Source organism: Streptomyces spiramyceticus, from assembly GCF_028807635.1.
GTDB lineage: Bacteria > Actinomycetota > Actinomycetes > Streptomycetales > Streptomycetaceae > Streptomyces > Streptomyces spiramyceticus.
This window is the reverse complement of sequence record NZ_JARBAX010000002.1, coordinates 95,154-114,376: the sequence shown is the minus strand read 5'-3', so window position 1 is coordinate 114,376 and position 19,223 is coordinate 95,154. Positions and strand designations below refer to the sequence as shown.

Annotated in this window: 14 protein-coding genes and 1 riboswitch; of the genes, 5 read left to right on the top strand and 9 right to left on the bottom strand. The window is 70.9% G+C overall.

Going from position 1 to position 19,223, the window contains the following annotated elements; genetic code table 11:
• Positions 1 to 33: 33 nt before the first annotated feature.
• From PXH83_RS24215 to PXH83_RS24205, 3 genes are read right to left on the bottom strand one after another with little or no spacing between them, the layout of a single operon-like run.
• A complete protein-coding gene (locus PXH83_RS24215; RefSeq protein ID WP_274563131.1) occupies positions 34 to 1,221 on the bottom strand; it encodes an alkaline phosphatase family protein in 1,188 nt (395 codons plus the stop codon).
• Positions 1,221 to 1,808: a DUF5998 family protein gene (locus tag PXH83_RS24210; protein ID WP_214929394.1), complete on the bottom strand. Its 588-nt coding sequence runs from the start codon at positions 1,806 to 1,808 to the stop codon at positions 1,221 to 1,223. Before PXH83_RS24210 ends, PXH83_RS24215 begins: the two co-directional genes overlap by 1 nt.
• A 41-nt stretch (positions 1,809 to 1,849) precedes the next feature.
• A complete protein-coding gene (locus PXH83_RS24205; protein ID WP_274563129.1) occupies positions 1,850 to 5,089 on the bottom strand; it encodes a bifunctional acetate--CoA ligase family protein/GNAT family N-acetyltransferase in 3,240 nt (1,079 codons plus the stop codon).
• 158 nt (positions 5,090 to 5,247) lie between these two features.
• Here PXH83_RS24205 and PXH83_RS24200 point away from each other — a divergent pair, with 158 nt between their 5' ends.
• Positions 5,248 to 5,529: an HPr family phosphocarrier protein gene (locus tag PXH83_RS24200; RefSeq protein ID WP_214929412.1), complete on the top strand. Its 282-nt coding sequence runs from the start codon at positions 5,248 to 5,250 to the stop codon at positions 5,527 to 5,529.
• 154 nt (positions 5,530 to 5,683) lie between these two features.
• On the opposite strand, the gene PXH83_RS24195 is transcribed toward PXH83_RS24200, so the two are convergent.
• The 4 genes from PXH83_RS24195 to PXH83_RS24180 form a co-directional block, all read right to left on the bottom strand.
• On the bottom strand, positions 5,684 to 6,373 hold the full coding sequence (locus tag PXH83_RS24195; protein WP_274563128.1) for a GntR family transcriptional regulator: 690 nt from the start codon (positions 6,371 to 6,373) through the stop codon (positions 5,684 to 5,686).
• Positions 6,374 to 6,569: 196 nt separating this feature from the next.
• Entirely contained in the window at positions 6,570 to 7,391 is an 822-nt protein-coding gene (locus tag PXH83_RS24190) for a M23 family metallopeptidase (RefSeq protein ID WP_274563127.1), read from the bottom strand.
• A 12-nt stretch (positions 7,392 to 7,403) separates the two neighbouring features.
• Positions 7,404 to 7,573: riboswitch (cyclic di-AMP (ydaO/yuaA leader) on the bottom strand.
• 229 nt (positions 7,574 to 7,802) lie between these two features.
• Complete coding sequence (locus PXH83_RS24185) at positions 7,803 to 9,185, bottom strand: M16 family metallopeptidase (RefSeq protein ID WP_274565151.1); 1,383 nt, start codon at positions 9,183 to 9,185, stop codon at positions 7,803 to 7,805.
• A gap of 20 nt (positions 9,186 to 9,205) precedes the next feature.
• Complete coding sequence (locus PXH83_RS24180) at positions 9,206 to 10,594, bottom strand: M16 family metallopeptidase (protein ID WP_274563126.1); 1,389 nt, start codon at positions 10,592 to 10,594, stop codon at positions 9,206 to 9,208.
• A gap of 226 nt (positions 10,595 to 10,820) precedes the next feature.
• On the opposite strand from PXH83_RS24180, the gene PXH83_RS24175 reads away from it, so the two are divergent.
• Entirely contained in the window at positions 10,821 to 13,274 is a 2,454-nt protein-coding gene (locus PXH83_RS24175) for a DNA gyrase/topoisomerase IV subunit A (protein ID WP_274563124.1), read from the top strand.
• On the opposite strand, the gene PXH83_RS24170 is transcribed toward PXH83_RS24175, so the two are convergent.
• Complete coding sequence (locus PXH83_RS24170) at positions 13,271 to 14,365, bottom strand: CobW family GTP-binding protein (protein ID WP_274563123.1); 1,095 nt, start codon at positions 14,363 to 14,365, stop codon at positions 13,271 to 13,273. The genes PXH83_RS24175 and PXH83_RS24170 overlap by 4 nt on opposite strands.
• A gap of 181 nt (positions 14,366 to 14,546) precedes the next feature.
• On the opposite strand from PXH83_RS24170, the gene PXH83_RS24165 reads away from it, so the two are divergent.
• From PXH83_RS24165 to PXH83_RS24155, 3 genes are all read left to right on the top strand, one after another.
• Positions 14,547 to 15,164 (top strand): DUF6082 family protein, encoded by a 618-nt coding sequence (locus PXH83_RS24165; RefSeq protein WP_274563121.1) that lies wholly within the window; start codon positions 14,547 to 14,549, stop codon positions 15,162 to 15,164.
• 68 nt (positions 15,165 to 15,232) lie between these two features.
• Positions 15,233 to 16,909 (top strand): sensor histidine kinase, encoded by a 1,677-nt coding sequence (locus PXH83_RS24160; RefSeq protein ID WP_274563120.1) that lies wholly within the window; start codon positions 15,233 to 15,235, stop codon positions 16,907 to 16,909.
• Positions 16,906 to 17,583 carry a response regulator gene (locus tag PXH83_RS24155; RefSeq protein ID WP_274563119.1) on the top strand — a complete coding sequence of 226 codons (678 nt, stop codon included), beginning with the start codon at positions 16,906 to 16,908 and terminating at the stop codon, positions 17,581 to 17,583. The genes PXH83_RS24160 and PXH83_RS24155 overlap by 4 nt, the downstream gene beginning before the upstream one ends.
• Positions 17,584 to 17,626: 43 nt before the next feature.
• Here the strand turns inward: PXH83_RS24155 and PXH83_RS24150 are convergent, their stop codons facing one another.
• Positions 17,627 to 19,219, bottom strand: a complete 1,593-nt coding sequence (locus PXH83_RS24150; RefSeq protein ID WP_274563117.1) for a solute symporter family protein — start codon at positions 19,217 to 19,219, stop codon at positions 17,627 to 17,629.
• Between the last annotated feature and the right edge of the window lie 4 nt (positions 19,220 to 19,223).

Here is a 19,223-nt window from a genome sequence, read left to right as displayed (position 1 = left end):
GATCTGTGCGGTCTGCGTGGGGGCGGGGAGGGCTTACGAACGTACTTCGATGAGCGGGACGAGCTGCTCCACGGCGGTCATGGAGCCGTGCATGCCCACCATCGCGGACTCGTGCGGCTCCCGCCGCGAAGCGATGATCACGACGTCGTCGTGGGCCGCCGCGACGACGTCGCCGATGCGTCCGTACACCCGCTCGTCGATCGCCGGGCCGAACCAGCCCGCCGCGATCGCCTCGTCCCTGCTCGCCACCCAGAACTGCTCTCCGAGCACCTCGCGCCAGACCGTGAGCACGTCGGCGGCGGCGCCCGGGACGGCGTACACATGACGGGCCCGGCCCTCGCCGCCAAGAAGGGCGACGCCCGCGCTCAGCTCCCAGTCCTCGTCGAAGTCGATGCGCGACTGCTCGTCGAAGGGGATGTCGATCATGCCGTGGTCGGCGGTGATGTACAGGGCGGAGCGGGGCGGCAGCTGCTCGGCGAGGCGCTGGGCGAGCCGGTCGACGTACATCAGCTGGCCGCGCCAGGCGTCGGAGTCGACGCCGAAGCGGTGGCCCTTGCCGTCGACCTCGCTGTAGTACGTGTAGACCAGCGAGCGGTCGCCGGCGGCCAGTTGATCGGCGGCGAGGTCCATCCGGTCCTCGCCGGTGAGCTTGCCGCGGAAGGTGCCGCCGCTCAGCGCGACCTTGGTGAGCGGGGTGTGCTGGAAGTCCGGTGACGAGACCTGCGCGGTGTGTACGCCCGCGGCGTCCGCGAGCTGGAAGACCGTGGGGTACGGCTGCCAGACGTGCGGGTCGGTCCACGGCTTCCAGCGCAGCTGGTTCATCAGCGCGCCGGTGTCCGGGTCGCGGACGGTGTAGCCGGGCAGGCCGTGCGCGCCCGGTGGCAGGCCTGTGCCGACGGAGGCGAGGGAGGTCGCGGTGGTCGCGGGGAAGCCCGCGGTGAGCGGACGCCCCGTGCCGCCGCGCGAGCTGCCGAGGAGTGAGTACAGGTACGGCGCCTCGTCCGGGTGGCTCTTTATCTGCTCCCAGCCGAGACCGTCGATCAGGAACACGCAGTTCCGGTCGGCGGGCGTGAGCTCGGGGATCATGGCGCTCGTACCGGGTACGCCCATGCCTGCCGCGAGGGTGGGCAGCAGGTCGGCGAGCGAACCGCTGCCGTAATCGGGGGCGGGCGCGGAGTCGAGCGCGAGCGGAACCGGGTCGGACCAGGCGGGCAGTGCCATCAGCGGTCGGCCGCGGCGGTCGCTTCGGAGAGCGACTGGGCGAAGGCGAGGGTCTGGCGGACGGCGTCCGGGCCGTCGCCGGCCTCGCTGACGCGCAGGCTCAGGTCGTCGGCGGTGCTGTTGCCGGTGTAGCCGTGGTCCGCCTCGCAGTTGGGGTCGCCGCAGGCGGCGGGCTCCAGGTCGATGCGGGAGACGGCGCCCCAGCCGATGGTCAGGACGACCTCGCGGGGCAGCGTGCCCGGCACGTACTTCTCGGGGTTGGCCACGACGCGGCTCACCACGACCGACGAGATCCGGTCGAGCTTGACCGACTCGGTGGAGGTGGTGGCGTACGGCGTCGGGGACGTGGTGTCGGCCGCCTGCTCGTCGGTGTGGCTCACGATGAAGCGGTTGCCGGTGAGGACGAGGACGGTGACGTGACGGCGTACCTCGTTGGAGTCGAAAGTCGTCTCCTGGTGCACGAGGTATGAAGAGACCGGCTCGCCGCCGACAGCGGCCTCCACCGCTTCGGCCACAAGGGCCGGGTAGTAGCCGCTGCGCTCGATCGCCGCGCGCAGCCCCTGGGTCGTCGTACCGGTCTTCGCCATGCCCTCCATCCTACGGGGCTCTGGGGGGGCGGGAATGCGGGTCAGTAACTGGGGAGGCGACGGGGGCCGACGTCGTCGCGTGCGGGTGGTGGTGCGAGACGTACGGCCGCGCCGAGTACGGACAGGCCGCGCGGGGCGACGACCACGGGTTCGAGAGCGACTCCGACGACCTCGGGGTGATCGTCGACCAGTCGCGATACGCGCAGCAGGAGCTCTTCGAGGGCGGCGGTGTCGACGGGCGCGGAGCCTCGCCAGCCGAAGAGGAGTGGGGCGGTCCGGATCGACCTGATCAGTTCGGCGGCGTCCCGGTCGGTCGCCGGGACGAGCCGGTGCGCGGTGTCGCCGAGCAGTTCGGAGGCGGCCCCCGCGAGCCCGAAGGACAACACGGCTCCGGCGGCGGCGTCGATGGTGGCCCGTACGACGGTGTCGACGCCGCGGGGGGCCATGGCCTGGACGACGGGCTGGAGCTCCTCGGGCTTGCCCAGGACGTCGGTCAACTCGGCGAAGGCCCGACGCAGTTCCCTTTCATTGGCGAGATCGAGCCGTACGCCGCCGAGGTCCGGGCGGTGGCGGAGGTGCGCGGCGGTGGTCTTGAGGGCGACGGGGTAGCCGAGCCGCTGAGCGGCCGTGGCAGCGGCGTCGGGGCCCGGGGCGGGGAGGATCGGCCGTACGTCGATGCCGTACCGGCCGAGGAGCTCGCGGGCGGCTTCGCCGGTCAGGGGCATGCCGCGGGGGTCGGCACCTTCCCTCAGGAGGGCATCGATCTGCGCGGCGGCGCCGGCTTCGTCGATGTCGTCGTACTGCGGCACGCGCCCCGGGTCGGCGGCCTGCCGTCGCCACTGCGCGTACCTGACGGCCTCGGCAAGCGCCCGCACGGCACGCTCGGCGGCGGGATAGGCGGGGATACCCCGGCGGGCAGCCCCATTGCCACCGCCCTGCCCGTCAGAGCCACTGACGGAAGGGGCAGCCTCGCCCAGCGATACAGCGGGCCCATCACTCGGACCCGAGGGGGTCGTACCGCCGGCCAGTGGTCCGGTACCCGTATCCGTGCCCTGTGCCGCTCCGGAAGGGGCGGCTTCGCCGGGCGGCACGGCGGGCCCGTCGCCCGGGGCCGGGGCTGCGGTGTCGGCGTCGACATCGGGCTGTGGGGGCGGGGCGCCTGGTCCGGCGGGCTGGGGGCTTTCCCCCTCACGCGGCGGAGCCGCAAATGTCACGGCCGGGAAGGGACGGGGCGGGGGAGAAAACAGCCCCGACCCCGACCCCGGCGCCGGACCGGCCCCGGCAGGGTCAGCCCCCACCGGGTCGGTCCCGGGGGCGGCATGCCCCGCCACCGGGCCACGCTCCCCCGGCGGCGCGGTCGGCGTCGCAGGGGGAGCCGTGCTGGTCGCGGCGGCCAGGGCTTCGGCCAGCCCGCCGATCTCCACGTGGACCACCGCCACCGGCTTCGCCGGCCCCGTGGCCGCCGCCGCGCGCAGCGCATCGGCCAGGACCTCGCCGTCGCCCGATTCCATGGCGCCGTTCTCCCCCACCCAGGGAATCGCGGTCACGACGACCGCATCGCACGCCGCGTCCGCGAGAGCGGCCGCCAAGGCCGCCCGGAAGTCCGCCGGGGTCGCGGCAGTCGTCAGGTCGCGGGGCGGCAACGGGCGCAGCCCTTCGGCGAGGCAGGCGTCGTACGAGAGGAGGCCGAGGGACTCGGAGTTGCCGAGGATCGCGACGCGCGGCCCCATGGGCAGCGGCTGGGAGGCCAGCAGCAGCCCCGCGTCGACGAGCTCCGTGACCGTGTCGACGCGGATGACCCCCGCCTGGCGGAACAGCGCCGAGACCGTCGCGTCCGGGATCCGCGTGGCCGGCACCGCGTGCCCCGGCGGCGTGCTGCCACTGTGCCGCGCGCCCTTCACTACGACGACCGGCTTCGCGGCCGAGGTCCGTCGCGCGAGGCGGGTGAACTTGCGCGGGTTGCCGATCGATTCGAGGTAGAGCAGGACGATGTCGGTGTCCGGGTCCTCGTAGCAGTACTGGAGGTAGTCGTTGCCGGAGACGTCCGCGCGGTTCCCTGCCGAGATGAACGACGCCAGGCCCGCGCCACGCCGGTAGAGCCCGGAGAGCAGCGCGATGCCGATCGCACCGGACTGCGTGAACAGGCCGATGCGGCCGCGCTCGGGCGGCTCCGGCGCGAGGGAGGCGTTGAGGCGTACGGCGTCGGAGGTGTTGATGATGCCGAAGGCGTTGGGGCCGATGATGCGCATGCCGTACGAGCGGGCCTGGCGCACGAGTTCCCGCTGCCGCTCCCGGCCCGCCGCACCGCTCTCGGCGTACCCGGCGGACAGGACGACGAGACCCTGGACGCCGTGCTCCCCGCAGTCGGCGACGACCTCCGGCACCCGCTCGGCCGGAACGGCGACGACGGCGAGGTCGACGGCCTCGTCGATCCCGGCGACGGAGCGGTGCGCAGGGACGCCGTCGAGCTCGGTGAGGCCGTCGGGGAAGGCGCGGTTCACGGCGTACGTACGCCCGGTGAACCCGGCGGCGAGCAGGTTCCGCAGGACCGTTCGGCCCACACCGCCCGGCGCGCGCCCGGCGCCGATCACGGCGACAGCGCCGGGGGCGAGGAGGCGCTGCACGGAGCGGGACTCGGCGCGCTGCTCGCGGGCGCGCTGGACGGCGAGGGAGCGGTCGGTCGGCTCCAGGTCGAATTCGAGGTGTACGACGCCGTCCTCGAAGCTGCGCTTCTGGGTGTAGCCCGCGTCCGTGAAGACCTTGATCATCTTGGCGTTGGCAGGCAGTACTTCCGCCACGAAGCGCCGGATGCCGCGCTCGCGGGCGACGGCGCCGATGTGTTCGAGGAGGGCGGAGGCAACGCCGCGGCCCTGGTGCGCGTCCTGGACGAGGAAGGCGACTTCCGCCTGGTCGGCGTCGGGGCCCGAGGCGGGGCGGCCCTGGGCGTTGATGCGGTCGTACCGGACGGTGGCGATGAACTCGCCGCCGACCGTGACGGCGAGCCCCACGCGGTCCACGTAGTCGTGGTGGGTGAAGCGGTGGACGTCCTTGTCCGAGAGGCGGGGGTACGGAGCGAAGAAGCGGTAGTACTTCGACTCGTCCGACACCTGCTCGTAGAAGCTGACCAGGCGCTGCGCGTCGGCGGCGGTGATCGGGCGGATCCGCGCCGTACCTCCGTCGCGCAGCACGACATCGGCTTCCCAGTGGGCCGGGTAGGCATGGCGCATGCGGTGATCCGGCTCGGTCTGCTCCTGCGGGGTCTGCTCCGGCGGGTGCTGCATGACGAAAGCCTACGGGGCGGGGTCGCGTCAGCGCGCCGGGCGAGGCAGGCTGGGGGCGGCCGGACGGCTGTGGAAAAGGGGCCGAAGGCGGGTCACCCGCCGACCGCCCGCCATGAGATAGTGGTCTAGACAACCGTTAGAACATGAAGGGCAACACCATGGTTGAGCGCCGCGTCACCGTCGGCTGGGCCGAGGGCCTGCACGCCCGGCCCGCCTCCATCTTCGTCCGCGCAGCGACCGCCTCGGGCGTCCCCGTGACGATCGCCAAGGCCGAAGGCAACCCGGTCAACGCCGCCTCCATGCTCGCGGTGCTCGGCCTGGGTGCGGCGGGTGGCGAAGAGATCGTGCTCGCCTCCGAGGCCGACGGCTCCGACGCCGCCCTCGACCGCCTGGCGAAGCTGGTCTCCGAGGGCCTGGACGAGCTTCCCGAGACCGTCTGAACCCTGGACGGGCGAATTCTTGAGAAGGAGCCGCATCCCCCGAATTCCTCGGGGGATGCGGCTCCTTCTTTTTGCGCGGCGCGATACGCCGAAGAATGCGGGCAGCGCGAATTGGCCCCCCGCCAATTCACCCTCTTTGTATACGGCGCACCTGTTAATGACGCCCACTCGCCGTGTTTACGGCATGTTGCGAAGTCCTCACACGCTCCCGGTCCCGGTCCGGCTGCCGCAACCGGTGCACCGCGACCGCCCGTTCGGCGTGCAGCGCCATGAGCGACCTGGCACGCTCCGCGTCACCGCGCGCCACGGCGTCGACGATCGCGCCGTGTTCGGCCCACGACTCGACGGGGCGTGCGTGCTGCTCGACGGCGTACATCCAGGCGATCTTGTGCCTGAGCTGGGTGAGCAGCGCCGTCAGGCCGGGGCTGCCGGAGGCCTGGGCGAGCGTCTCGTGGAACCAGCCGCCGAGTGAGCGCAGGTCCTCGCCCTCGCCCCGGCGGGCCCGCTCCTGCCCCAGCCTGACCAGCCCACGCAGCACCTTGAGGTGCGCCTCGGTGCGCCGCTGGGCGGCGCGGGCCGCGCTCAGCGGCTCCAGCAGCGTCCTGACCTCCAGGAGGTCGGCGGCCTCCTGCTCGGTCGGCTCGGCGACGCAGGCGCCGGCGTGCCGGCGGGTGGTGACGAACCCCTCGGATTCCAGGGTGCGCAGGGCTTCGCGCACCGGGACGCGCGAGACACCGTAACGACGCGCAAGCAGCTCTTCGGTGAGCCGGCTGCCGCGCTGGAAGACACCGGAGACGATGTCGTCACGGATCGCCGTGCATACCGATTGCGCGGGAATGCGCATGACCTGACCTCCGCCTTAATCCCCGCGAAACGCGGTCGATTGACGCTTGTTCAGCGACTCTATTGCAGAGGCGGGGAATTTCCGAAGGGAGGCCGGAATCCATGGATATCTTTTGGCCAAGCCGAAGGCCCCGGCGGGGAAGCCGGGGCCTTCGGGGAAAGCGGAGGTGCGTCGGACCGCGTCGTCGGAGTCGGGGTCAGATACTGACGCCGTGCGCGCGCAGGTACGCGGTCGGGTCCATGTCGGAGCCGTAGTCGGGCGTCGTACGGGCCTCGAAGTGCAGGTGCGGGCCGGTCGAGTTGCCGGTCGAACCCGAGAGGCCTATCTGCTGGCCGGTGGTGACGGCCTGGCCGACGGAGACGCGGATGGACGACAGGTGGCCGTACTGCGTGTACGTGCCGTCGTTCATCCTGATGACGATGTTGTTGCCGTACGCGCCGCCCCAGCCGGCCTCGACGACGGTGCCGCGGCCGACGGACACGACGGAACTGCCGGACGGTGCACGGAAGTCGACACCGGAGTGGCTGCCGGAGGACCAGAGCGAGCCGCCGGCGTTGTAGCCGGTGGTCACCACGGAACCGGCGATGGGAAGGGTGTAGCTGTTGAGGCGCTTGCGCTCGGCGGCGCGGGCGGCACGCTCCCTGGCCGCGCGCTCCTCCCGCTCCCTCTTGACCTTCGCCGCAGCGGCGGCCCTGGCCTTGCGCTCGGCCTCGGCCTTCCGCTCGGCCTCGGCCTTGCGGGCGGCCTCCGCCTTGACGGCGGCCTGTCGCTGGGACTCGGCCTGGGCCGCGATCTGGTCGGCGAGGGAGTCGCCGATGACGAGGGCCTGGGTCAGGCCGGTGTCCGCGACGGAGCGCGCCGCTTCGGCGCTGGTGTCGTCGTGGGCGGCGAGGGCGGGAGAGGCCAGGCCTCCGATGACGCCGGTCGTCGCGAGGGCGGCAACACCCGCCATGTTCGCGCTCTTGCGCGTCAGACGGCTCGGACGACGGTGCTTCCCGGTGGCACGGGTGAACGCCATGGAGTGGCTGATCCTTTCCTTCCTTCTCGCCTACCGGGTTAGCTGACGGGTTCGGAGCAGGAAGGTCTCCTACGGACCCCTCCGTACGTACGCGCACAGAGGCCGTCCGATTCACCCCAGGGACTGAATGGGTCCCCGGCTCCCCAGGCTCGCGCCTGACGGGGACTCGGCGATGACTGTCCGGCGCCGCGGATGCGGCGCATTGCTGACGAACAGCCGGACAGACGCTAAACGGGACATCTGTCAATCACCAAACAGACACGAGGTTTTGTAACGCACCCCACAGGCCAGACAGGCAACCTCCACAACAAAAGGGACATACAGGAAGGACCCCGGCGGCCTGTCGGTCACCGGGGTCCCTCTATTCCGTCCCCCTATGCCCCATTACAGGGGCATTTGGTGCGCGGCTTATCAGCCGGCCACCACCTTCACCTCGCCGATGCCGAGCGCCCTGACCGGCTCCTCGATCTGGGACGCGTCCCCGACGAGGATCGTGACCAGACGGTCGGCAGGGAAGGCGCTGACGGCCGCTGCGGTGGCCTCCACCGTGCCGGTCTCGACGAGGCGCGCGTACAGCTGGGCCTGGAAGTCGTCCGGCAGCTGCTGCTCGACCTGGTCGGCGAGCGTGCCGGCGACGGCCGCGGCCGTCTCGTACTTCAGCGGGGCGACGCCCACCAGGTTCTGTACGGCGACGTCGCGCTCGGCGTCGGTCAGGCCTTCCTCTGCGAGGGTGCGCAGCACCTTCCAGAGGTCCTCCAGCGCCGGACCCGTGGACTCGGTGTCCACGGAGCCGCTGATCGCGAGCATCGCGGCGCCCGGGGCCCCTTCCGGACCGGAGGGAGCGGCGGAGCGCAACACCTGGCCATAGGCGCGCACGCCGTACGTGTAGCCCTTCTCCTCGCGCAGGACACGGTCCAGGCGGGAGGTGAGCGTGCCGCCCAGGCAGTACGTACCGAGGACCTGGGCCGGCCAGACACGGTCGTGCCTGTCCGGGCCGGTGCGGCCGATGAGCAGCTGCGTCTGGACCGCGCCGGGGCGGTCGACGATGACCACGCGGCCCGTGTCGTCCGCCGTCACCACCGGGACGGGGCGGGGCTCGGCGGTGTTGCCCGTCCAGGCGCCCAGGGTGTCGGCCAGCACGGCATCGAGATCCGTGCCTTCGAGGTCGCCGACGACCACGGCGGTGGCGGTCGCGGGACGCACGTGCGCCTCGTAGAAGCCCCTCACTGCGGCGGAGTCGATACGCTCCACCGTCTCCTCCGAGCCCTGGCGCGGCCGCGACATGCGCGAACCGGCGGGGAAGAGCTCCTTGGAGAGCTGCTTGGCGGCCCGACGGGACGGGTTGGCCGTCTCGTGCGGGATCTCGTCGAGCCGGTTGCGCACCAGCCGGTCGATCTCGCTGTCCGCGAAGGCGGGCGCGCGCAGCGCGTCGGCGAGCAGGCCGAGCGCCTTGGGCAGCCGGGAGACCGGGACCTCCAGGGAGACCCGTACGCCGGGGTGATCGGCGTACGCGTCGAGCGTGGCGCCGCAGCGCTCCAGCTCGGCGGCGAACTCCTCGGCGGAGTGCTTGTCGGTGCCCTCGGAGAACGCCCGCGCCATGATCGTGGCGACGCCGTCGAGGCCCTCGGGCTCCGCCTCCAGCGGGGCGGCGAGGAAGATCTCCACGGCCACGACCTGCTGGCCGGGGCGGTGGCAGCGCAGCACGGTCAGACCGTTGGGCAGGGCGCCGCGCTCGGGGGCGGGGAAGGCCCACGGCTGGGCGGTGCCCGCCTTCGGCTGCGGGTGGAACGTCATGCTCACGGCTGCGGTGTCGGTCACTTGTCCGCCCCTTCCTGCGCGTCGGTCTCGTCGGCGGCGGCATCGGCGTCGGCCGTGCCGGCGGTGTCGGCGGTGTCGTCGGCATGTGTGGGCTCGTACACCAGCACCGCCCTGTTGTCCGGGCGCAGCCGGGCCTTCGCCGCGGCCTTGACCTCGTCCGCCGTGATGTCGAGGACGCGCTGGACCGCGGTCAGGGCGAGCTGCGGGTCGCCGAACAGGACGGCGTACCGGCACAGTTCGTCGGCGCGGCCCGCGACCGTACCGAGCCGGTCCAGCCACTCGCGCTCCAACTGGGCCTGCGCGCGCTCCATCTCCTCGGGCGTGGGGCCCTCGGCGGCGAACTTGGCCAGCTCTTCGTCGACGGCACGCTCGATGTCGGGCACCTCGACACCGGCCGACGTCTTGACGTCCAGCCAGCCGAGCGAGGGTGCGCCGGTCAGGCGCAGCAGTCCGAAGCCGGCCGCGACGGCCGTCTGGTCGCGGCGCACGAGGCGGTTGTGCAGCCGGGAGGACTCGCCGCCGCCGAGGATGGTGAGCGCCAGGTCCGCGGCGTCGGCCTCGCGGGTGCCGTCGTGGGGCAGCCGGTAGGCGGCCATCAGCGCGCGGGCCGGGACCTCCTCGTGGATCTCCTCACGCAGCTCTTCGCCGATGATGTCGGGCAGGGTGCCGTCGCGCGGCGGCTGCTTTCCGTCGTGGGACGGGATGGAGCCGAAGTACTTCTCGATCCAGGCGAGCGTCTGCTCCGGGTCGATGTCGCCGACGACCGAGAGCACCGCGTTGTTGGGTGCGTAGTAGGTACGGAAAAAGGCGCGCGCGTCTTCGAGGGTCGCGGCGTCCAGGTCGGCCATCGAGCCGATCGGCGTGTGGTGATACGGGTGACCCTCGGGGTAGGAGAGGGCGGTCAGCTTCTCGAACGCCGTGCCGTACGGCACGTTGTCGTACCGCTGGCGGCGCTCGTTCTTGACGACGTCGCGCTGGTTCTCCATGGACTCTTCGTCGAGCGCGGAGAGCAGCGAGCCCATCCGGTCGGCCTCCAGCCACAGGGCCAGCTCCACCTGGTGGGTGGGCATCGTCTCGAAATAGTTGGTGCGCTCGAAGCTGGTCGTGCCGTTGAGCGAACCGCCCGCACCCTGCACCAGCTCGAAGTGGCCATTGCCCTTGACTTGCGCCGAGCCCTGGAACATCAGGTGCTCGAAGAGGTGAGCAAGACCGGTACGGCCCTTGACCTCGTGGCGCGAACCGACGTCGTACCAGAGGCAGACCGCGGCGACCGGGGTCAGGTGGTCCTCGGAAAGCACCACGCGCAGGCCATTGGCCAGCCGGTGCTCAGTCGCTGTCAGGCCGCCGGAACCGGCCTGCGCTGTGGCCGTGTGACCCATGGGCATGTACGTCCCTTCGATCGCGATATGGAGAAGTCCTGCCACTGTATGCAAGCGCGCTGACACCTGGCGAAGTTCCCGGGCCGCGTACGCCCTCAGGGAACGCCCGTGGAGCGCCCCGGGAGAGCGCTACGGACGGGTCGAGGTCGGCGTTGTCAGTGCGCAGGTCCACAATGGTCCGCATCAGGTCCAGAACTTGCCCCGACAGAACCGCGAAGGAGCCGCAGCCGCGATGGCCCGCCGCAGCACGAAGACCCCGCCGCCGGACGATGCGTTCGAGGAGAAGATCCTCGATGTCGACGTCGTCGACGAAATGCAGGGCTCCTTCCTCGAGTACGCGTACTCGGTGATCTACTCGCGAGCGCTGCCCGACGCCCGCGACGGCATGAAGCCGGTGCACCGCCGCATCGTCTACCAGATGAACGAGATGGGGCTGCGGCCCGACCGCGGCTATGTGAAGTGCGCCCGCGTCGTCGGCGAGGTGATGGGTAAGTTGCACCCGCACGGCGACGCGTCGATCTACGACGCGCTCGTGCGGATGGCACAGCCCTTCTCGATGCGCCTGCCGCTGGTCGACGGCCACGGCAACTTCGGCTCCCTCGGCAACGACGACCCGCCGGCCGCCATGCGGTACACGGAATGCCGGATGGCCGACGCCACCTCGCTGATGACCGAGTCGATCGACGAGGACACGGTCGATTTCTCGCCGAACTACGACGGCCAGGAGCGGGAGCCGGTCGCGCTTCCCGCGGCGTATCCGAACCTGCTGGTCAACGGTGCGTCCGGAATCGCCGTCGGCATGGCGACGAACATGCCGCCGCACAACCTGGGCGAGGTCATCGCCGCCGCCCGCCATCTGATCAAGCACCCCGGCGCCGACCTCGACACGCTGATGCGTTTCGTCCCCGGCCCGGACCTGCCGACCGGTGGCCGGATCGTGGGCCTCGGCGGCATCAAGGACGCGTACGAGAAGGGGCGCGGCACCTTCAAGATCCGCTCGACGGCCACCGTGGAGAACGTCACGGCACGCCGGAAGGGCCTGGTCGTCACGGAACTGCCCTTCACCGTCGGCCCGGAGAAGGTGATCGCCAAGATCAAGGACCTGGTCTCGTCGAAGAAGCTCCAGGGCATCGCGGACGTCAAGGACCTCACCGACCGCATGCACGGGCTGCGTCTGGTCATCGAGATCAAGAACGGTTTCGTCCCCGAGGCGGTGCTTGAGCAGCTCTACAAGCTGACGCCGATGGAGGAGTCCTTCGGCATCAACAATGTGGCGCTGGTGGACGGTCAGCCGCTGACGCTGGGCCTGAAGGAGCTGCTGGAGGTCTACCTCGACCACCGCTTCGAGGTCGTACGGCGCCGCAGCGAGTTCCGCCGCACCAAGCGGCGCGACCGGCTCCACCTGGTCGAGGGCCTGCTCGTCGCCCTGCTCGACATCGACGAGGTCATCCGGCTCATCCGCTCCAGCGACAATTCGGCGCAGGCGAAGGAGCGGCTGATCGAGCACTTCTCGCTGAGCGAGATCCAGACGCAGTACATCCTGGACACCCCGCTGCGCCGGCTCACCAAGTTCGACCGGATCGAGCTGGAGAGCGAGCGCGACCGGCTGAACGGGGAGATCGACGAGCTGACCGGGATCCTGGAGTCGGACGCGGAGCTGCGCAAGCTGGTCTCCTCCGAACTGGCCGCGGTCGCGAAGAAGTTCGGCACCGACCGGCGCACGGTGCTGCTGGAGTCGGGCGCTTCGCCGGTCGCGGCGGTGCCGCTGGAGGTCGCGGACGATCCCTGCCGTGTGCTCCTGTCGTCGACCGGGCTGCTCGCCCGTACGGTCACCGGCGAGCCTCTCGCCATGGACGATGCCCGGCGTGCCAAGCACGATGTGATCGTCTCGGCCGTGCCGGCCACGGCGCGTGGCGATGTGGGCGCGGTGACGTCGGCCGGGCGGTTGCTGCGGCTCGCCGTGATCGACCTACCCCAGCTGCCGTACACGGCCTCCGCGCCGACCCTGTCGGGCGGGGCGCTGGTCTCGGAGTTCCTGTCGCTGGAGGAGGGCGAGACGCTGGTCTGTCTCACCACGCTCGACGAGTCCTCGCCGGGTCTCGCGCTCGGCACCGAGCAGGGTGTGGTCAAGCGGGTCGTGCCCGACTACCCCGCCAACAAGGACGAGTTGGAGGTCATCACCCTCAAGGACGGTGACCGGATCGTCGGCGCGGCCGAGCTGCGCACCGGCGATGAGGACCTGATCTTCATCACGGACGACGCCCAGCTGCTGCGCTACCCGGCGGGCCAGGTCAGGCCGCAGGGCCGTCCGGCGGGCGGCATGGCGGGCATCAAGCTCGCCGACGGCGCCAAGGTGATCTCGTTCACCGCGGTGGATCCAGCGGCGGACGCCATGGTCTTCACGGTGGCCGGAGCGGCGGGCACTTTGCTCGGCGATTCGGAGACATCGGCGAAGCTGACGCCGTTCGACCAGTACCCGCGCAAGGGGCGGGCCACGGGCGGCGTGCGCTGCCACCGGTTCCTCAAGGGCGAGGACATCCTCATCCTGGCCTGGGCGGGCGCGGCTCCGCCCCGGGCGGCGGCGAAGAACGGCACACCGGTGGAGCTGCCGGAGCCGGACCCGCGCCGCGACGGCTCGGGCACACCGCTGACGACGGCGGTGGCGGCGCTGGCGGGCCCGGTCTAGCCCTCGCCCTGTACGTACCGCAGGACGCCCCACATGCTGCGCTCATCGGCAGCGGCGGGGGCGTCCTGCGGCCCGTCCGCGCGGCAGGCCGCCAGCTCCTTGCCCAGCGCTTCGCCGTCAATCCTCGAACCGATCAGCACGAGCTGCGTGATCCTCGGCTCGTCGCGCCCCCAGGTCTCGGGGTAGAAGCGCAGAAACCGGCCGACGGCGTGCAGCGCGTACCGGTTGCGGGCGTCGGCCGCGCCGAAGTCGACGTAACCCTTGATCCGGTAGAGCCCCTCCGGCCTCGTGTCGAGGAAGTCCATGAGCCGGCGCGGGTTCATGGGCTCTTCGGAGGTGAAGGAGACGCTCTCGTACGCCGCGTGCAGATGGCTGTCGTGGTGGTGCTTGCTGTCGTGATCGTGCCGGTCGTCGTGGTCGTGCTGGTCGTCCTCGGCCCGCAGATCGTCGAACGACAGCTGCCGGACTTTCTCCGCCGTGTCGTCCGGCCGCGCCGCGGGGTCGAAGAGCAGCTCAGGCTCGATCCGCCCGTACGACGCACGGACCACGGCGGTGCCGCCACTGAGGCCGCCGACGGTGTCGAGGATGCGGCCGAGCTGCCCGTCCCCCACCCGGTCGGTTTTGTTCAGGACGACGAGATCGGCGATGGCGAGGTGCCGGTCGATCTCCGGATGGCGCTCGCGGGTCGCGTCGAACTCGGCGGCGTCGACGACCTCGGCCAGCCCTCCGTAAACGATCCGCTCGTTCTCGCTGGCCAGGATCATCCGGACCAGCTCCTGCGGCTCGGCGAGACCGCTCGCCTCGATGACGATCACGTCGAGCCGGGCGGCGGGCCGGGTCAGCTTCTCCAGATACTCGTCGAGCTCGCTCGCGTCGACGGCGCAGCACAGGCACCCGTTGCCGAGCGAGACCGTGGAGTCACCGAGCTGACCGGCCACGGCCATGGCGTCGATCTCGATGGACCCGAAGTCATTGACGATCGCACCGATCCTGGTGCCTCTGCTCTGCCGCAACAGATGGTTGAGCAGGGTGGTCTTACCGGATCCCAGGAAGCCCGCGAGGATGATGACCGGAATGGGTTGCCTGACCATGGGCCGATCGTATGCGAGCGCGCGGACATGACCGTGTGCGCCCCGGGGGCTGCGTTTCCTCTCCCAGTCTCACGGGCAAGTTGCCTCGACACTTTGAGGGGCGGGGCGCATGGGGCGAGCGTGGCGGAGCACAGCACGGTTCGGCGGTTGGGCGGCTCTGTGCGTCCTCGGTATAGCGCTGGTGGCCGCGGCATCCGTCATTCTCAGCGGCTGGCTGATAGACGCAGTGGTCCGGGCCAACAGCGATACAGAAAAAGCAGCCGAACGAAGCGGCATCGGCGACTACTTCGGCGGAGTCAACTCGGTCTTCTCCGGAATCGCCCTGATTCTCCTGGTCATAACGCTGGTGATCCAGCAGCACGAATTGCGGCTCCAGCGCCAGGAGCTGACCGCCTCGCGCAAGGAGCTGCGCCGGAGCGCCGAGGCAGACCTCCGCAGCCTGCACATGCAGCTGACCCAGATGCAGATGCAAGATCTCTCACTCGCAGACGTCTGGAACGATTACCCCGGCGAGACGGAACTCGCGATCCGGCAGAACCTTTTCGCCAACCTCACTTTCTGTCACTATTTGCTGCTTCTGAAATGGGAAAGCGTTTCTGAGGACGAGATGCTCGTCCATGCCAGAGACCTCATCCGCTCCCCCGCATTTCGCCGGTACTGGGCTGCCTCACGTGACATGAAAGCGTCCCTGCCGCCGGACAGCGACGAGAGGCGGATGTTCCTGATCTTCGAACGGGCCATGGCCGAGGCCGATCATGGAACGCCCCCGGACGACCCGGATTCCGCTCACGCGCGGTGATGCCCGGGCTCCACTCGCGGGAGCAGGAATTTCGGAAAGGTGTGCCCGGCGCTTTACCGTTCATCAGCATGACCGCCGAAACGACCGCCTCCGGCAGACGTCTGCGCCTGGGCTGGCCCCAGCGCGTCTTCTCGCAGGTCCTGCTGATGCAGCTGGCCATCGCCACAGGCGTCACCGTGCTGGCCACCGGCCTCTTCCTCGCCCCGCTCAGCGCCCAGCTCGACCAGGAGGCCATGCGGCGCGCGCTCGCCATCGCGCAGACCACGGCGGCCCAGCCGCAGCTCGCCGACGCGGTGACCGGGTCCAGGCCCACCGCCGGAGGGCCCGTACAGACCGAGGCGGAGCGCATCCGGCGATCCACCGGCGCCGAATACGTCGTGATCATGGACAAGCGCGGCGTGCGGTGGTCCCACACCGACAGCCGCCAGATCGGCAGGGTGGTCTCCACCGACCCCAGCGAGCCGCTCGCCGGGCGGGAGGTCATGGGGATCGACGAGGGTACGCTCGGCCGCTCCGCCCGCGGCAAGGTCCCGCTGCGCGACGCCGACAGGGAGATCGTCGGCGCCGTGTCGGTCGGTATCGAGTACGACAGCGTCCGCGCCCGGCTGCTGGCGGCGATCCCGGGGCTGCTCGCGTACGCCGGCGGGGCCCTGGCCGTCGGCGCGCTCGCGGCGTATCTCATCTCCCGCAGGCTCCAGCGGCAGACGCACGACCTGGCCTTCTCGGACATCTCCGCGCTGCTCGCCGAGCGCGAGGCGATGCTGCACGGCATCAGGGAGGGCGTCGTCGCCCTCGACGCCACAGGCAGGATCCGGCTGATGAACGACGAGGCGCAGCGGCTGCTCGGGCTTGGCGCGGAGGCCACAGGGCGGCCGCTCGACGAGGTGCTGGGCGAGGGCCGTACCGCCGATGTGCTGGCGGGGCGGGTGACCGGCGACGATCTGCTGACGGTGCGCGGGCACCGCGTACTGGTCACTAATCGGATGCCGACGGACGACGGCGGTGCGGTGGCGACCCTTCGCGACCGCACCGAGCTGGAGCAGCTCGGCCGCGAGCTGGATTCGACGCGTGGCCTGATCGACGCCCTGCGCGCCCAGGACCATGAGCACGCCAACCGGATGCATACGCTCCTGGGGCTGCTGGAACTGGGCATGCACGAGGAGGCGGTGCAGTTCGTGACGGAGGTCGCCGGGGTGCACCGTGCCACCGCCGAGCAGATCACCGAGAAGATCCACGACCCGCTGCTGGCGGCGCTGCTGGTCGGAAAGGCGACGGTGGCGGCCGAGCGGGGTGTCTCGCTGCGGCTCTCCGGCGCGACGCTGCTGCCGGACCGGCTCGTGGACCCGCGTGGCCTGGTCACCGTGGTCGGCAATCTGGTGGACAACGCGCTGGACGCCTCGGCCGGCTCACCCGATGCCCGGATCGAGGTCGAGCTGCGTGCCGAGGGGCGTACGGCCGTACTTCGGGTGGCCGACAGCGGGCCCGGCGTTCCGGCCGAGCAGCGCGAGCTGATCTTCACGGAGGGGTGGTCGACCAAGGAGCTGCCCGCGCACGGCAAGCGCGGCCTCGGCCTGGCGATGGTGCGCAGGCTCGCGGAACGGCAGGGCGGCAGCGCGCGGGCCGGCGAAGGCGCGGAGGGCGGCGCCGAGTTCAGCGTCGTACTGCCGGAGGCGCTGGCCGATGAGCCACCGAGCACGGAGGAGCTGTACACGGCGGAGCTTGATACGGCAGGAGAGGCGCGATGATCGACGTACTGGTGGTGGACGACGACGTCCGCGTCGCGGAGATCAACGCCGCCTATGTGGCCAAGGTGGCGGGCTTCCGCGTCGTCGGCCGGGCGCACACCGCCGCCGAGGCGCTCGCCGCGCTGCGGGCGCATCACGTCGACCTGGTCCTCCTCGACCACTATCTGCCGGACAGGAACGGCCTCGCGCTCGTACAGGAACTGCGCGGCCTCGGCCTCCAGACCGACGTGATCATGGTGACGGCGGCGCGCGACATCGCGACCGTGCAGGCCGCGATGCGCCAGGGCGCGCTCCAGTACCTGGTGAAGCCCTTCAACTTCGCCGGCCTGCGCACCAAGCTGGAGGCGTACGCCGCCCTGCGCCGCACGCTCGACGGGGGCGGCGAGGCGGAGCAGGCCGAGGTGGACCGGATTTTCGGCGCCCTGTCCGTGGCAGGCTCTCCCGGCCTCCCCAAGGGGCACTCGACGACCACCGCGGAGCTGGTCCGGCAGGTGCTGCTGGCCGCTGACGGGCCGCTGTCCGCCCAGGAGATCTCCGAGCGCGCCGGCATGAGCCGACAGACCGCGCAGCGCTACCTGAAGTTGCTGGAGCGGTCGGGGCGGGTGCGGCTCAGCCTCAAGTACGGCGAGACGGGCCGCCCGGAGCACCGCTACGCGTGGACGTCCGGCCGCTGAGGTCGAGAGTGAGAGGCGACGCCACCCCCACTTTGCGGGCTGGTCAGACCGCGCCCGCGCCCGTCAGCGAGCGCACTTCCGTCTCGGCGTGCTTGGCCGCGTCCGGCGGTTCGGGCGACAGAACCGTACCCAGCCAGCCCGCGAAGAAGCCCAGCGGAATGGAGACAAGGCCCGGGTTCTGGAGCGGGAAGAGCTGGAAGTCGACGCCGGGGAAGAGCGCTTCGGGGCTGCCGGAGACAACCGGCGAGAGCAGCACGAGCAGTACGGCCGGGAGCAGGCCGCCGTACACCGACCAGACCGCGCCCCTGGTGGTGAAGCTCCGCCAGAACAGCGAGTAGAGCAGCACCGGCAGATTGGCGGAGGCGGCGACCGCGAAGGCGAGGCCGACCAGGAACGCGACGTTGAGGTCGCGGGCGAGCAGGCCGAGGGCGATGGCCACGGCTCCGATCCCTGCTGCGGCGATACGGGCCACCGCCACCTCGCTGTGCTTCTTGGCGTGCCTGCGCCTGAGCGAGGCGTACAGATCGTGCGCGACGGAGGCGGAGGAAGCCAGAGTGATGCCCGCGACGACCGCGAGGATGGTGGCGAAGGCGATGGCCGCGACCACGGCGAAGAGAACCGTTCCTCCTGTGGAACCCGCGCCCCCGCCCAGATCGAGCGCCAGAAGCGGAACTGCCGTGTTCCCTGCGGCATTCGACGTCCGTACCGCATCGGATCCGACCACTGCCGCCGCTCCGAACCCGAGCACGATCGTCATCAGGTAGAAGCTGCCGATGAGGCCGATGGACCAGACGACCGAGCGGCGGGCGGCGCGCGCGGTCGGCACGGTGTAGAAGCGGGACAGGATGTGCGGCAGGCCCGCTGTGCCGAGGACGAGCGCGAGGCCGAGGCTGATGAAGTCCAAACGAGCCGTCACGTCCCCGCCGTACTTGAGACCGGGCGACAGGAAGTCCTTGCCGTGGCCACTGCGTTCCGCGGCGGTGACGAGCAGCTGGTTGAAGTCGCCGTGGAAGCGCACCAGTACGAGCACGGTGAGCGCGACCGCGCCCGCCATCAGCAGCACTGCCTTGACGATCTGGATCCAGGTGGTGGCCCGCATCCCTCCCAACGACACGTAGATCACCATCAGCGCGCCCACGCCGATGACCGTCCAGGAGCGCGCGGCCTCGCTGCTCCCGCCCAGCAGCAGCGCGACCAGGCTGCCCGCCCCCACCATCTGCGCCACCAGATAGAGAACGGACACGGTGACCGAAGAAGTTCCCGCGGCGATACGCACCGGGCGCTCGGCCATCCGGGCGGCGATGACGTCGGCGAGGGTGAACCGGCCGCAGTTGCGGACCAGTTCGGCGACCAGCAGCAGGACGACGAGCCATGCGACGAGGAAGCCGACGGAGTAGAGCATGCCGTCGTAGCCGAAGAGGGCGATCAGTCCCGAGATGCCGAGGAAGGAGGCCGCGGACATGTAGTCGCCCGCGATGGCGAAACCATTCTCCATGGGGGAGAAGAGCCGTCCGCCCGCGTAGAACTCCTCCGCCGAGCCGCGCCGGTTGCGGCTCGCCCATGTCGTGATGGCGAGCGTGGCGGCGACGAACGCGCTGAACAGCAGCAGTGCCAGGGTCTGGTGCTGCGTTGTCATGGTG